This window comes from Mesobacillus subterraneus (assembly GCF_020524355.2).
GTDB classification, from domain to species: Bacteria; Bacillota; Bacilli; order Bacillales; family Cytobacillaceae; genus Mesobacillus; species Mesobacillus subterraneus_C.
The window spans coordinates 2,810,898-2,826,043 of sequence record NZ_CP129019.1 but is presented as its reverse complement, the minus strand read 5'-3'; the positions used below and the strand labels follow the sequence as shown (position 1 = coordinate 2,826,043).

General features: G+C 40.1%; 12 protein-coding genes and 1 pseudogene. 8 read left to right on the top strand and 5 right to left on the bottom strand.

Annotated features, from left to right (window positions below):
* Window positions 1–156: 156 nt before the first annotated feature.
* The 5 genes and pseudogenes from LC048_RS14710 (at window position 157) to LC048_RS14690 (ending at window position 4,960) form a co-directional block, all read left to right on the top strand.
* A complete protein-coding gene (locus LC048_RS14710; protein ID WP_371931905.1) occupies window positions 157–846 on the top strand; it encodes a DUF975 family protein in 690 nt (229 codons plus the stop codon).
* 100 nt (window positions 847–946) lie between these two features.
* A complete protein-coding gene (locus LC048_RS14705) occupies window positions 947–1,486 on the top strand; it encodes a DinB family protein (protein ID WP_226600275.1) in 540 nt (179 codons plus the stop codon).
* 163 nt (window positions 1,487–1,649) lie between these two features.
* Window positions 1,650–2,187, top strand: a pseudogene (locus LC048_RS14700) (hypothetical protein).
* Between the two features lie 11 nt (window positions 2,188–2,198).
* Complete coding sequence (locus LC048_RS14695) at window positions 2,199–3,746, top strand: flotillin lipid rafts scaffold protein FloT (protein WP_306047987.1); 1,548 nt, start codon at window positions 2,199–2,201, stop codon at window positions 3,744–3,746.
* Between the two features lie 305 nt (window positions 3,747–4,051).
* Entirely contained in the window at window positions 4,052–4,960 is a 909-nt protein-coding gene (locus tag LC048_RS14690; protein ID WP_226600278.1) for a nuclease-related domain-containing protein, read from the top strand.
* Window positions 4,961–6,214: 1,254 nt separating this feature from the next.
* On the opposite strand, the gene LC048_RS14685 is transcribed toward LC048_RS14690, so the two are convergent.
* From LC048_RS14685 to LC048_RS14675, 3 genes are all read right to left on the bottom strand, one after another.
* Window positions 6,215–7,825 (bottom strand): gluzincin family metallopeptidase, encoded by a 1,611-nt coding sequence (locus tag LC048_RS14685; protein WP_306047986.1) that lies wholly within the window; start codon window positions 7,823–7,825, stop codon window positions 6,215–6,217.
* A 70-nt stretch (window positions 7,826–7,895) separates the two neighbouring features.
* Entirely contained in the window at window positions 7,896–9,029 is a 1,134-nt protein-coding gene (locus LC048_RS14680) for an ABC transporter permease subunit (RefSeq protein WP_306047985.1), read from the bottom strand.
* Window positions 9,026–9,913 (bottom strand): ABC transporter permease subunit, encoded by an 888-nt coding sequence (locus LC048_RS14675; RefSeq protein WP_226600280.1) that lies wholly within the window; start codon window positions 9,911–9,913, stop codon window positions 9,026–9,028. The genes LC048_RS14680 and LC048_RS14675 overlap by 4 nt, the downstream gene beginning before the upstream one ends.
* A 248-nt stretch (window positions 9,914–10,161) precedes the next feature.
* On the opposite strand from LC048_RS14675, the gene LC048_RS14670 reads away from it, so the two are divergent.
* Both LC048_RS14670 and LC048_RS14665 read left to right on the top strand, forming a co-directional pair.
* Window positions 10,162–11,694, top strand: a complete 1,533-nt coding sequence (locus LC048_RS14670) for a carboxypeptidase M32 (protein WP_226600281.1) — start codon at window positions 10,162–10,164, stop codon at window positions 11,692–11,694.
* A gap of 28 nt (window positions 11,695–11,722) precedes the next feature.
* Entirely contained in the window at window positions 11,723–12,337 is a 615-nt protein-coding gene (locus tag LC048_RS14665; protein WP_226600282.1) for a TetR/AcrR family transcriptional regulator, read from the top strand.
* A 91-nt stretch (window positions 12,338–12,428) separates the two neighbouring features.
* Here the strand turns inward: LC048_RS14665 and LC048_RS14660 are convergent, their stop codons facing one another.
* Both LC048_RS14660 and LC048_RS14655 read right to left on the bottom strand, forming a co-directional pair.
* The gene (locus tag LC048_RS14660) at window positions 12,429–13,931 is read right to left on the bottom strand and encodes a potassium/proton antiporter (RefSeq protein ID WP_226600283.1); all 1,503 of its coding nucleotides are present in this window, start codon (window positions 13,929–13,931) and stop codon (window positions 12,429–12,431) included.
* A 13-nt stretch (window positions 13,932–13,944) separates the two neighbouring features.
* Window positions 13,945–14,499, bottom strand: a complete 555-nt coding sequence (locus tag LC048_RS14655; RefSeq protein ID WP_226600284.1) for a tyrosine-type recombinase/integrase — start codon at window positions 14,497–14,499, stop codon at window positions 13,945–13,947.
* 148 nt (window positions 14,500–14,647) lie between these two features.
* Here LC048_RS14655 and LC048_RS14650 point away from each other — a divergent pair, with 148 nt between their 5' ends.
* Window positions 14,648–15,118 carry a hypothetical protein gene (locus tag LC048_RS14650; protein WP_306047984.1) on the top strand — a complete coding sequence of 157 codons (471 nt, stop codon included), beginning with the start codon at window positions 14,648–14,650 and terminating at the stop codon, window positions 15,116–15,118.
* Window positions 15,119–15,146 lie beyond the last annotated feature (28 nt).

The following is a 15,146-nucleotide window of genomic DNA, read 5'->3' as shown; positions in this document are numbered from 1 at the left end:
CTGCAGCATAGCAGTGTTTTTTTATTTTTGTAGACCAGTATCATCTGTTGTATAGAATCTTCTATGTATGTAGTGGAAAATTAGGAAATATAATGGGATGTACTTTATTATTGAAAAATTTTGCCGATATTATTGGTAAATAAAGGAGGATATAAAATGAATTTGACTATTAATCAATTAAAAAAGAAATCCCTGGAAGCATTGAAAGGGAAGTGGGGCTTAGGAGTGCTCCTAACGTTCTTGGTATTCTTTATCACGACCTTCGTGCCAATGACTTTCGAGGTATTTGTTAGCGGAGGGTTTTCGGAGTGGGCGAACCAAACAGAAACACCACTAATCGCAAGCTTAACAAATATTTTCTTTTCGTTTTTATTTATTCCGCTAACGGCTGCAAGCTATTGGTTTTATTTAACGATTGCCAGGTGGAATGACCCAAAAATCTCACAGGTATTCGCTGTTTATAAAAACTGGGAATTGTCCCTGAAAGTTATTGGTACAGCTATTTTGATAGGGATATTTACAATGCTATGGACATTATTATTAATTATTCCTGGGTTCATAAAAGGGATTTCCTATTCACAATCCTTCTTCCTATTGCGAGACAATCCAGAATTTTCAGCGCTTGAAGCAATCACGGAGAGTAAAAAGAGGATGAAAGGTTACAAATGGAAGTTCTTTCTGATGAACTTAAGTTTCATAGGCTGGGTGTTTATCGCGATCTTCACGCTTGGAGTTGGTTTTCTATGGTTATCACCGTACATTGTAACAACTAATGCGAATTTCTATAATGAATTTATTTTTCCCCAAGGAAATGAAGATAGGGAATCTGGAGATTTAGCTATTTAATCGGCTTTTATTTATTGAAATAAAGGATAATTTTGTAAAATGTCGAAATTAAAGTAATTCTAGTCTCTTAGAGAAATGAGGTTGAATGAAGAGCTTTAACATGTCAACACTATTTTTAATTGATAAGAAAGATGGATTCACTCCGACATTTAGCCAGCTTGTTTCAATGATGGATTACACGCGGAATACTACATTAAAGGTAGTAGAAGGACTTACGGTAGAGGAACTTGATTTTCTTATTCATGATGAGGCGAATTCTATCGGTATGCTGCTTGGACATATGGCTGCAGTAGAACGGATCTATCAAATTATTACCTTTGAAAAGCGTGACCCAACAGAGGAAGAAGAAGAAGAGTTACGTGCGGGAATTGCGCTTGGTGAGCAGGGGAGAACAGCTTTTAAAGGATTTCCACTTGAATATTACCTGGAAGATCTCGCTGCAACACGAAATGATACTTATAAGAAGTTTCAGACGCTGACAGATGACTGGCTGTTCGAACAAACAAATTGGTGGTGGAACCAGCCTGGTAACAATTATTTCAAATGGTTCCATGTGTTTGAGGATGAGCTCAATCACCGCGGGCAGATCAGAATGATTAAAAAGATTTATAGCAAAGATAAAGAACGTCAAGTGAAATAAACTGCAAAGAAAAGGTGACTCAATTCACGAATAGTTTTATTTAGCTATTTTTCAACAAAATTTTAAAAAATTGAAACCAAATATCATGACAATCGTATTACATATCAAGAAATAAATGGAATAAGGAGGGCGCTTGTTTCGATTTTAGCAAGGGGTGACGAAAATGGAGCTGTTTGGCATACCATTAGAAGCGATTTATTTTTACGGTTTGGTGATTTCGGGTGGCGTCACTATTCTTTATTTATTTTTCGGGGACGCCCTTGAGGGACTGACAGAAGCTATTCCTTTCTTGAATCCAACATTAGTTTTTTCCTTTGTTGCGATTTTTTCTTCAGGCGGGTATTTAGGTGAAGTTTTCACAAAGCTGCACAGTGTTTTGATTGCTGCTGCTTCTGCAATTATTGCTCTTATTCTTGTAACTTTGCTGAATGTATTTGTGCTGATTCCACTATCCAATGCCGAGGAATCACTTGTGTATAAAGAGAGTGACTTAAGGGGGGAGGATCGGGACCGTCATTACTGGGATCCCTGTCGACGGTTATGGTGAGGTCATCATAGAGAATATCAGCGGCCGCATCTCTAAGCCGGCAGTCAGCTTTACAAAAACAGAAATTCCTTATGGAAAAAAAGTACTGATAATCGATATTGAAAATGGAGTCCTGCAAGTTAAGTTATATGAAGAGTTAGAGACTTATATTTAGGGGGAAAAGGTATGGATCTAATGTTTATCGTTATTGGTTTTGTAGTCTTTCTTGTCATAGCAATGATAGCTGTTTTCATTACCAAGTATAAAACGGCTGGACCTGACGAAGCCCTGATTGTAACGGGCAGTTTTTTGGGAAACCGCAATGTGCACACAGATGAATCAAGCAACAAAATAAAAATCATCCGTGGCGGCGGTACGTTTATCTTCCCCGTATTCCAGCAATCCCGCCCGTTAAGCCTGCTTTCAAGCAAGCTTGAGGTAACCACTCCTGAAGTATACACTGAACAGGGTGTTCCAGTCATGGCAGATGGAACGGCGATTATTAAAATCGGCGGCTCCATCAGTGAAATCGCCACTGCTGCTGAGCAATTCCTTGGGAAATCAAAAGAAGACCGCGAGAATGAGGCGAAGGAAGTATTAGAAGGGCACCTTCGTTCGATTTTAGGATCGATGACTGTAGAAGAAATCTATAAGAATCGTGATAAGTTCTCGCAGGAAGTTCAGCGTGTTGCTTCACAGGATCTTGCAAAAATGGGACTTGTTATAGTGTCATTCACGATCAAGGATGTACGTGATAAAAATGGGTACCTTGATTCCCTTGGTAAACCTCGTATTGCACAGGTAAAACGAGATGCTGATATCGCAACTGCTGACGCGGAAAAAGAAACTCGTATCAAGAAAGCAGAAGCAGATAAAGAAGCGAAGAAGGCTGAATTTGAACGCGCGACTGAAATCGCCGAAGCCGAAAAGATCAATGGGTTGAAGGTTGCTGAGTACCGCCGCGAGCAGGATAGTGCCAAGGCGAGAGCTGACCAGGCTTATGATTTGGAAATGGCTCGTACACAGCAAGAGGTTACCGAACAGGAAATGCAGGTCAAAATCATCGAGCGCCAAAAGCAAATTGAACTTGAAGAGAAAGAAATACTGCGTCGCGAACGCCAATACGATTCTGAAGTCAAGAAAAAGTCCGACGCTGACCGCTATGCAGTCGAGCAGTCCGCTGCGGCAGATAAGGCCAAGCAAATGGCTGAAGCAGACGCAAATAAGTATCGTATTGAAGCAATGGCTAAAGCGGAAGCAGAAAAAGTTCGTATGGACGGTCTTGCGAAAGCGGAGGCAGAAAAGGCAAAAGGTGAAACCGAAGCCGAAATTATCCGCCTGAAAGGTGTTGCCGAAGCAGAAGCAAAGGAAAAGATCGCAGAAGCATTCGAACAATTCGGCCAGGCCGCAATCCTCGATATGATTTTGAAAATGCTTCCTGAATACGCGAAGCAAGTTGCAGCGCCACTTGGAAACATCGATAAGATTACCGTTGTCGACACTGGCGGCAGCGACGCCAATGGTGGAGCAAACAAGGTAACGGGCTATGCGACTAACCTAATGTCCACGCTCCAGGAATCACTAAAAGCATCATCCGGTATTGATGTAAAAGAGTTGATTGAGAATTTCTCAGGAAAGGCTAATGTAAGAAACAGTATTGATGCCTTGACAGACGAAATACGCGACAACAAGACTGAAAACAGAGTTGAAAGTACTCCGAAGCAGGGAGAATAGAAGGATAAGCCGTCTGGGGCTTTGGCTCCAGGCGGTTTTTTGCATTTACAGTCAAAAGTGCAACATTATTTCATGGATTTACGATTGAGACTGTGTCTAATTTAGGAGTTAAACGATTGAGACTGCGTCTAATTTAGGAGTTAAACGATTAATAATGCCTATTACAAAAAATTTAACGGTTGATATGGCATGATCCATAGGTCCTAGAATCGAACCAAGATAGGAAAAAGAAAAATGTTAACAAAACATTCACAAAAATAGAATGCTTTTTGAATTAGAATAAGCTTAAAGAAAGGAAGTGGACTATGTTACTAAAAAAAAGAACTGAATCAGAGGAATTAGTAGGACTTCGCTACCTGAACACACGAATGGAGTTGGCGGCAAAGGATAAATTTCATCTTTCGAATTTGGAAAAGGGCTATAGAGGGGAAACTGAATTTGACCTGTTGACTGAAAACCTCTCTGAGGAAAGGTATATAATAGATGACCTGCTGCTCCAAGTGAATAATTCATATTTCCAAATTGATAAGGTCATAATATCTGTGGGATTGATACATCTATTGGATGTGAAATATCACGAAGGTGATTATTACCTGGAATCAGAAAAATTGTACCACATGAAGAGCAACCGAGAGTTCAAAAATCCAGTCATACAATTAAAGAGAAGCGAGACGCTCTTTCGCCAACTGCTTCAAAACCTCAAATTAAATTACCTCGTTCAGGCTGCAGTTGTTTTTAACAACCCAGAATTTACCCTTTACCAAGCTCCGAAGGATCTGCCAATTATTTTACCAACCCAAATCAATCGCTTCTTAAAAGAACTTAACGAAACACCTTCGAAGTTGGACGAGAATCATAAAATACTTGCCCATAAACTGCTTTCCTTGCACCACGTAAAAAATCCATTTACCACTCTGCCTCCATATGATTATGACCAATTGGAAAAAGGTATGTACTGCAGGGCTTGTGGTTCATTTAATACTTCTATAAAAATACGCCATCTAATCTGCGGTAAATGCGGAAATTCTGCATCTGCAGAACAATCAATCGTTAAGCAAATAGAAGAATTCAAGGTATTGTTTCCAGATAGAAAGATAACGACACAAAGCATCTATGAATGGTGCAACATAGAAATAAATAAAAGGCGCATAACCAGAGTATTAAAGAAGTTTTACACTCCAAAAGGAACCACATCGGATACTTATTACGAATGAAATATGGTCTGAAGTGGGTGCAGGTTCGGACAAAAGAGAAGAGTCGGCCCAGTGATTTGTCTGAAGAGAGTGCAGGTTCGGACAAAAGAGAAGAGTCGGCCCGGTGATTTGTCTGAAGAGAGTGCAGGTTCGGACAAAGTAGGAGCATCTCGGCGGTGAATTGTCTGAAGAGGGTATAGGTTCGGACAAAAGTAGGAGCATCTCGGTGGTGAATTGTCTGAAGAGGGTATAGGTTCAGACAAAGTAAGAACATCTGGGCGGTGAATTGTCTGAAGTGGGTGAAGGTTCAGACAAAGTAAGAACATCTGGGCGGTGATTTGTCTGAAGTGGGTGAAGGTTCGGACAAAGTAGGAGCATCTCGGCGGTGATTTGTCTGAAGTGGGTGAAGGTTCGGACAAAGTAGGAGCATCTCGGCGGTAATTTGTCTGAAGTGGGTGCAGGTTCGGACAAAAGAGAAGAGTCAGCCCGGTGATTTTTCTGAAGAGAGTGCAGGTTCGGACAAAGTAGGAGCATCTCGGCGGTAATTTGTCTGAAGTGGGTGCAGGTTCAGACAAAGTAGGAGTATCTCGGTGGTGAATTGTCTGAAGTGGGTGCAGGTTCGGACAAAGTAGGAGCATCTCGGTGGTGATTTGTCTGAAGTGGGTGCAGGTTTAGACAAAGTAGGAATATCTCGGTGGTGAATTGTCTGAAGTGGGTGCAGGTTCAGACAAAGTAGGAGTATCTCGGTGGTGAATTGTCTGAAGTGGGTGCAGGTTCGGACAAAAGAGAAGTGTCGGCCCGGTGATTTGTCTGAAGTGGGTGCAGGTTCAGACAAAGTAGGAGTATCTCGGTGGTGAATTGTCAGAAGTGGGTGCAGGTTCGGACAAAAGAGAAGAGTCGGCCCGGTGATTTGTCTGAAGAGAGTGCAGGTTCGGACAAAGTAGGAGCATCTCGGTGGTGATTTGTCTGAAGTGGGTGAAGGTTCGGACAAAGTAGGAGCATCTCGGTGGTGAATTGTCTGAAGAGGGTATAGGTTCAGACAAAGTAAGAACATCTGGGCGGTGATTTGTCTGAAGTGGGTATAGGGTCGGACAAAGTAGAAGCCTCTCGGTGGTTATTTGACTGAAGTAGGTGCAGGTTCGGTCAAAAGAGAAGAGTCGGCCGAGTGATTTGTCTGAAGTGAACCTGCGCGTATTACCCCTTCGTCATATTCAATTAATACAAAAGAAATAAAAAACGCCTGAGCTCGTTACTAAAGCTCAGGCGAAAACTCAACTATTCTTTTACCTCAGGTTTCAGCCATCCCCCGAAATATCCTTTTGCCTGAGGATGACCTGTTTTTTCAAAAAGTTCAATTACATCATGTCCAGAGGCGTTTTTATTTGTATACTCGTTGACATATGTCTTCAGAGCTTTATTCACTTTCCCATCTTTGACTAAATAGTCCAGCTCAGCGTACATATTGTACCCATGTAAATTCATCATCACGATATAGTCATTGATATTTTTAAAATCGCTTAATGGGCTGCTTAAATATTGGCCTTCTTTTTGTATTCTGGCGATTTCTTCTTGTTGTTTTAGTTGATCTTCAGCGGAGCTTTTAGCCGTGTAGCCTTTTTCTCCCATATAAGTTTTCAATGAATAGCTTACAAGACTTTCATTTACCCATGGTTCTTTATATCCTTGGCTTCCGACCAATCCAGACAGCCATTGACGGATCACACCGTCGGTCATGCTGAGAGAAGTATAGCTGTTATCTGAAAAATTATATCCAGCTGAGAAGATCATTCCCTGGTAAGCCATTTGGGGATTGCCTTCTCCGGTTCGGATAATATCAAGTTCCTTATAAGGTAATGTTGAGTCGAAAAACTCCTCGAAATAATCAATCGATTGGTCAGCGCCCATTGCGTTTTTATTTGCGGTCTGCTGCTTATCAATGGAAGGGCGGTACCATACATTCACAAGCGTTTGATTCTGGGTCATGAATCTTTCAGCTTGATAATATTGCTTATCCAAAAGAACGACGGAGAAATCACGGACATTATTTATGGAGACGTGATATTTTTGTTTTTCATCCGTTTTCTCGATCCTTGCATTAACTTCTTCTGCATTCGAAAGAATCTCGTACTTTGCAGAGGTGTTAATAGTTACATCATAGTCAGCTGTTTCGCTGTAAAATGGATTTCCGATAGGTGAATAAGGATCCAGGTTCCAGCCATTTTTATCATGCACAGCCTGTTTGGGCAGGAAATTTCCGAGCCAGACTGCAGCATAATCATAGCTTGAATTGCTATAATTCGAAGGCAGCTGGAATTTGAATTGAATGTCAATTTTTGAATATGTCTTGTCTTTCCACTGAGCCATTTGAATTTCTAAAATAGTTCCTTCAACTTTAAAATCAGCTTTCTGGTCATTCACTTTGATATCTTGTATATCAATCGAGCCTGTTGTCGGTGAAGGGCCTCTTACGAATTCCCAATCAGGTCCATTAATCGGTTCCTTGAACTGGTTAGGGTACAGGTGAAAATATATTTTATCCTGATCGGCACCGGTAGTATTGGTTGTTTCGACTGTGAGTGTTCCTTGCAGTGTGGCTTCGGCACCCTGATAACTCAGGTCAGCCTTATATTTGACCGGCAGATGCTCTTTGTTGGTGAAGCTGTAACTAAATAAGTCTTTCGCTTCTTTTGATTCATTGGATGCACCAACACTATTTTTCTTTGGTTTTTCATCCGCGAAAAATTCCGCATACGAAAATACACCCGCCCATAGCACGAAAGATACCGTCAGTAATGAAGTAAATGCAGGCTTAGGGTATTCCGAAATAAATTGAGAAGCTTTGATGGCAGTATTATCAACAGCCAGGTAAACCTTATAGCGGAGCATAAACCTACGGGTCTGCCTGAGTTTTTCACGGATTACGTCACTAAAATATTTCTTCTCTTCATAATCCACTTCAGGCTGTTCTTGCAAGCCAACTATTACAAAATTTTTTGCGGTGCTGGTATTTTTTTTTAGCGACAGAAGTTCTGGTCATTTGTTTAACCGGCACCACTCCCGCAATATGATCCTCGACTCCTTTTTTCATCCAATTCACGATGATCGCAATAAAAGCAATGATCAGCATCGGGCTGTAAGCCATCCAAGGGGCTCTTCTGATCAGCCAGTAGTTTTGGCCGGCCATTCCTGCTAGTTCATTAGTGATTGTTCTGTATATCAGTCGAGGTGAATCAGTTAGCGCGGTTGGATGAGGACCGCCTAAATACAATGAAAAAATCCCAAGGAAGGTCAACAGCTGTAAGATTGATAAGATTTGCTGTGTAGTCAATAACAGCAAATGAGATTTGATATTGGGCCATACATGCTTTTTTAAGATGTGTAACTTGCTGGCACCCATCAGCGTTGAACTTAGGACATAGGGTTGTGTTTCTATTTCTTCCATCATATCAAGGATGTAATGATATACGCCGGGAAGACCAACCAGCAGCATGATAATCAATTGATATTCCAGTATGACTATTGCTGAAATTCCTGTAGGTGATGATGCCACAGGAATCATTAAAATAATCGCGACAAGCAATTGAGGAATATACCTGAATGGCCAAAAGAAAGCACTGAAGTATCGTTTAAAGCTCGGATACAATAATTTCGTTATAAGCGCCAGTAGTGTACCAAGCAAAAGTCGGGCAAATGTGATTCCCAATATAGCTCCAAGAGTATACTTAACTCCAACGAGCACAAGATTAACCATGCTTCTTGCTCCCAAATCTGTCCCGAGCGGAAAGACTAGCGAAGGAGGAGCAGGCGGAGCAGCCACAAAGTTTCCTTCTTCATCGAAAATCAGTGGCTCATTGCTTTCAGGCATAAGCTCTGTGTTCCAGCTGATTAGGAACAACGCAATAAGTATCGTCGAACCAATCAGGATATTCCGATGCTTAAGATTATTAATGTAAGAAATCGATTCCACAAACTTCCCAAAGGCAGCTTTCAAAAAAGCAAGCAACCTTCTGTTTCCTTTTTTTTGTCCTTTATTGAAAAAAGACGCAATCAAAGCGATTGCCGATAAGAAAATCCCCTTGATACTTCTCATATATCCATCCCCCGGAGGCTTCCGAACTTTTTACCGATTAACGAAACGAATCTTTCCACAAGAATGACAGGAAGCATAAGAACACCAACGTAAAATAAAATACTCACGGGAGAGGTGCTTTTCATCTGAAGAAGTTTATTTAGCTCCTGAATGTACCCGTCAAGGACAAACATATGTTCAACGAGCACGAGGTTTGTCAAAATCATAAAGATAATAGTTTTAAAATGAATCGTGACAACCGGCACGATATTGCGGGTTAAATGGGAGAAAAGGAGCTGCACCTTCGATAACCCTTTTGCCTGGCCTAAGAGAATGTAATGTTTTTCAAATTCCTCCTCCATTACTTTTATTAGGTATTGAGCAAAAAACAGTGATGGCAGCAGAGAATTGATAATCATTGGAAAAATCAGTGGTTCCTTCCCGGCTAAACCATACATCGTAACCAAGCGAATTTGGAATTCCCTATAAAGAGTAAACAAAAACATCTGTATCATGAAAATAACAAGCAGATCAGGTATTCCCTCAAAGAAGTTAAGGATATTTTTAACTCTTGACCGTTGTTTATAGGGAAAATTCATAAATAAATAAGCGATTAAACTTCCGATTACAATTGAAAATATCAGGCTTACAAAAATTACTTCTAGTGAGTATGTATAGCGGTCAATAACTGTTTCCGTGTTCCATCTTTCAAAGAATTGCCAGCTGGCAGGCTTGAAAAATTGCATGACCGTATCTCCGAGCAATTTAAAAAAAGAGAAAAGATTAATGCCAATGTGGTCACTATCAGGATCCCGGAAGACGAAAAGCCTGGGAAACACCATAAAAAATAGAAGACCGGTGATGAAGGTCAAAAATAAAAACAAGTAATGGATAATTTTTTTCATAAGCTCTCCTCTGGGAAAATTTTCTTTAAGTTTTGACGTAAGTAAGTTTGGAAAGTTACAAGATTTCAGAAAAATTTCTTAATAATTTTGTGATTATTGAAAAAACAATGTAATATGAATTATAATAAACCGACTGACTAGTTTATTTTGACTCTTTCACAAAAACGTAATCCTTTTAAGTGAAATCGCGACTGCTAAGCTTTTTTATTGTATTTAGCCAAAGAATTAAAGGAAAAGGGGTATGTGACATGGAACAAAAGGTAATGAACCAATCAATCATGTCTGCGCTTGGAAAGTTCAATGAATTAGATGAAAAGATTTCGCATTTTAATAGTATTTTAGGTTTGTTGAGCTGGGACCAAAAAGTTATGTCACCGAAAAAAGGACGTTCTACTTTCGCAAATGCAAATGGAACGCTTAGAACAGAAGCTTTCAAGTTAACTGTCTCTGAGGAAATGGGGGAAGTGCTCAGCATGCTCTCCGCACCAGAAGCAGAGGAGTACCTTGATGAGGCGTTACAGGCTAAGGTCCGTGAACGACTTAAATTTTATAACCGTTCAAAGAGTATTCCAGCTACCATGATTAAGGATTTCTCTGTACTTACATCAAGAGCTAATGATGCTTGGGAAGAGGCAAGAGAGAATAATGATTTTGAAAAGTACCTTCCGTATCTTGAGAAGATCGTAGAATTCAAACGAAAAGCTGTTGAAATATATGGTTATGAAAATCATCCATATGATGCGCTTCTTGAAGAATTTGAGCCTGGCCTGACTGTGGAAAAGCTTGATCCTTTGTTTGTTAAATTAAGAGAATCAAGCACGGATTTACTTAGAAGAATTCAAGGGTCTTCTTACAAGCCATCAGTCGAGATATTTGAACAGCCTTATTCAGTAGAGAAGCAAAAAGAGTTCAATCGTTATATCTTGCCGCTGATAGGCTTCGATATGGAAGCAGGCAGGCTGGATGAAACCGTCCATCCATTTGCACAACCTGTCAATACACGTGATGTGAGGATTACGACTAGATATGTTGAAAATAATGTCCGCTCTGCTATTTTCGGAACAATTCATGAAGCCGGGCATGGTATTTATGAACAAAATATCAATCCGGAATTCCAGGATACAGTTCTTCAGGAAGGTGCTTCATTTGGAATCCATGAATCTCAGTCGCGTTTCCTTGAAAACATGGTAGGACGCAGCGAGGAATTCTGGAAGTACTTCTATCCGAAACTTCAGGAACATTTCCCTGAACAGCTTGGTAATGTGGAATTGGATGATTTTTATAGAGCCACGAATTCTGTCCAGCCATCTTTCATCCGAGTTGAGGCTGATGAGCTAACGTATAATCTTCATATCATGGTTCGCTATGAAATTGAGAAGGCTTTGATTGCCGGGGAAATAGAGGCAAAGGAATTGCCAGAAATATGGAACGCGAAAATGAATGACTATCTTGGCATTACACCATCCACTGACAGTGAAGGGGTGCTTCAGGATATTCACTGGTCATTCGGAGGTCTTGGCTACTTCCCGTCATATTCTCTTGGCAATCTTTATGCAGCCCAAATCCTGAACAAGATTAAGAAAGATTTGCCGGATTTCTATGAGAAGATTGAGCAGGGTGAGTTTTCAGTGATTCAAGACTGGCTAAAGGAAAACATCCATCAGTATGGCATGCTTTATACACCTAATGAACTGATTGTAAAAGCCACCGGTGAAGAACTGAATGCTGAATATCTGGTTCAGTATCTGGAAGAAAAGTATAGCAAAGTGTACAAATTATAATTCAACGAAGAAGAATGAGGTAATGTATATGACGCCAATAGTTTCAGAGGAATATAAGGAAAAAAAGCGTCAGGAAATACTGCAGAGCGCTCATGGTTGTTTTGCTGAGAAGGGTTTTGAATCATGTACTGTTGATGATATTGTCGCTCGTTCTGGCCTGAGCAAAGGGGCAATCTATAATTACTTCAAAAGTAAGGATGATATCTATCTTGCTTTGATGGAAGGACAGACGAATGACTCGGGACATACATTTGCAAAAGCGATAGCTGAGCGAAAGACAGCAATGGAAAAGCTCAACTACTTGTTTGAAGCCTATCTGAATAACGATCCGAATGAGGAAGAGAACAAGGGTGATGCAATTGTCCATTATGAGTTCAGATTGTACTCGACACGGAATCCAAAGTTGAAGGAAATGTTGACTGAAAGATATAAAGATTTCTTTGTTTCATTACTGATAGAAATCATTAAAGAAGGGCAAACATCAGGTGAATTCAACAAAGAACTAGATCCCTTGAAATTTGCGGATATCTTCTGGGCAATGGTCAATGGAGCTACATTGCAGGCAACGATCCTTGAAAATTATCAATATAAACTTATATTAAAAGAAATGCAGGATATGTTCTTGGAAAAATTAAAACGATAAATGATTAAAACCAGTGAGGTTGCTCACTGGTTTTAATTTGTTTTCGGCAGGTCCAGGCTCTGAAAGCATTGAAATTGACGAAAACAGCTATTTACTTCAGATCGAGTGCATTTTGTGAATATAGAGCTTTTTCCTTTAGCAGTTTCTTCAGTTTCGGCTTATTTTTTCGCCCGGACAGAATGTAAAGGAAGTCTCCAGCCATGATGACCGTATTACCAGTAGGTGCAATCAGTTTGCCGTGGCGGATGATCGCATTCACCAGTGTCCCTTCTGGAAAGGGGATGTCCATCAAGGTTTTACCGACAATTGCACTTTCGCTCTCCATTTCATATTCAATCATCTCTGCATCAGCTTTTCCTAATGAAATCAACTCAAGTGACTGCATCGGAATCGTTTTTTTAGGTCCATTCAATCCCAGCTTATTGGCTAGCATTGGTATGGTAGCTCCCTGAATCAGTGCGCTTGTGAGTACGACGAAGAAGACAACATTGAAGATCTGATGGCTGTCCTCGATACCTGCCAGCAATGGGAAGGTGGCAAGGATTATAGGGACAGCGCCTTTCAATCCTGCCCATGAAAGGAAAATCCGCTCTTTTTGGGTGTACTTCATTTTAATCGTTGAGATGAACACAGCAACTGGTCTTGCTATAAATATAAGAATCAATGAGATAAGAATTCCTTGAATTAAAATAGCAGGAGTAAAAAGTTCTGATGGAAATACAAGAAGTCCGAGGATGACAAACATCAAAATTTGCATCATCCAGGCAAAACCTTCTGAAAAACGGAATATAGAATGGCGGTAGGCAATTTCCGCATTACCGATCAGAATAGCTGCAATATATACAGCCAAAAGCCCGCTGCCGTTTAGGAAAGCTGTAATGCCATAAGTCAGCAATGCAAAAGCGGTTGCAAATACAGGATATAGTCCACTGGAATCCAGATTGATGGAATTCAAAGCTTTTACAGCTATCTTTCCAAATATGATCCCCAGTATCAAACCAAGCCCCATTTGCAAAAAGAAATCACCAATCAATGTCAAGATACTTGTATCCGGCATGGTAATCAGTTCAATCATTGCGACTGTTAAAAATACTGCCATCGGATCATTCGATCCCGATTCGGCTTCAAGGGTGGATCCGAGTTTTGGAGAGATATTATGGTCTTTCAGGACTGCGAACACAGCCGCCGCGTCAGTTGAACCAACTATCGCACCGAATAAAATGGATTCAAGCCAGTCGAGGCCCAGGATCATCTTAGCAGCCGCCGCGATAATACCCGAGGTAATTAAAACTCCAATAGTCGCCAATGATAAAGAAGGCACAATCACCGGCCTGACATCCTTCCAATTTGTCTGCAGGCCGCCTTCAAACAAAATGATGATCAGTGCAATTACACCGATTTTCTGTGTCAATGATGCATTGTCAAAATAGATGATACCCAGGACATCACTGCCCATGACCATTCCAACCAAGATAAAAAGGATGAGGGAGGGAACGCCTAATCTTGTTGAAAATCTCGTAGTCAACACCCCGACAATGAATAAAAAAGCTAAAAGCAGGATGAATGAGTCCGTACTAATAATGTGTTCAGGCAATAAAAACTCCTCCTTATAGATTGATATTTATTTTAACCGGGACTGTTTCCTGGTCTACTCCAATAAAATGCTTTGTTTCTGACGGCGAGGAATGCTGCAGTCTTTTTTGGATGAGTGAAATTGCTACACCCTGAGAGTAAGCATGATAGCCAAATGTTTTCCTGAGAGTGGTCATTCCTACCGGTTCATCAATTCCGGCATTTTTTGCTGCTGCATTGATAATCCTGTAGGCTTGTTGTCTTGTGATTGGGTTAGAAGTTTTTCTCGACTTAAAAAGATAGTCTGTATCGATTAAAGAATTTTCATTTATATATTTTTTTAGGGACCGCTTTATAGAGGAATTTAAGTAAACTGGAGGATTGAAATAGAGCGGAAAGGAAAGAAAGTCTGCAATTTCTCCATGCTTATCGCATACATCGTGGACTCTTAGACTAAGTAATTCCTGAAGTTTGATTCCGGTATTGATTCCGAGCAAAAACAAACAATAATCCCTGGTCGAGTGAGTTTGGAGGAATCTCTTCATAGTGATAATTTTGCTTTTAGATTTAATTGCACTAACCATTTTCATAAAATCACTCCTTCCTTACGTAACTTAATTATATCTTAAATCAATTTTTGTAACATACGTTTTGCTTGATCAAGATTTATTTGTTACTCGACTGTCAAATGTTATAATGAACAGAATCTAAAAATTTGTTATTAATATGGAGGCAATTATGCTGACTTTTGAACAAAAACTTGCAATTATTGAATCATTTCCTCAACTTGAACGAAAAGATGTCTCTTTAGACCGTGTAAACTTTCATTATTCTGAGAGCGTATACGACAAGAAAAACGTTGTCTATCACCTTCACCCAAATGGAAATGGGTTTGTCTATGGTGAATTTTTAGAAGGCTATGACATGGATCCTAAGGGAATGGTAAATATCCGTGATTTTACTTCGAATGAGCTAAAATCAATCATTGAACAGTCAATTGAGTCCTTATCCCCCAACAGCACCATCGAATCAGCCATCATTGAGAACAATGAAGAAGAACGCTGGATTAATTCAGAAAACCACACATTGATTCTTGTTCATGAAGATGAAATGTGGAATGTATATGCTGGACTTAATCTGGATGGTACATTCCTTTCATACAATGAAGCCAAACAATATTTAGAAGAAGAAGGATTCAGGAAAAGATAAAAAAGGATGCCGCGGTGGCATCCTTTTT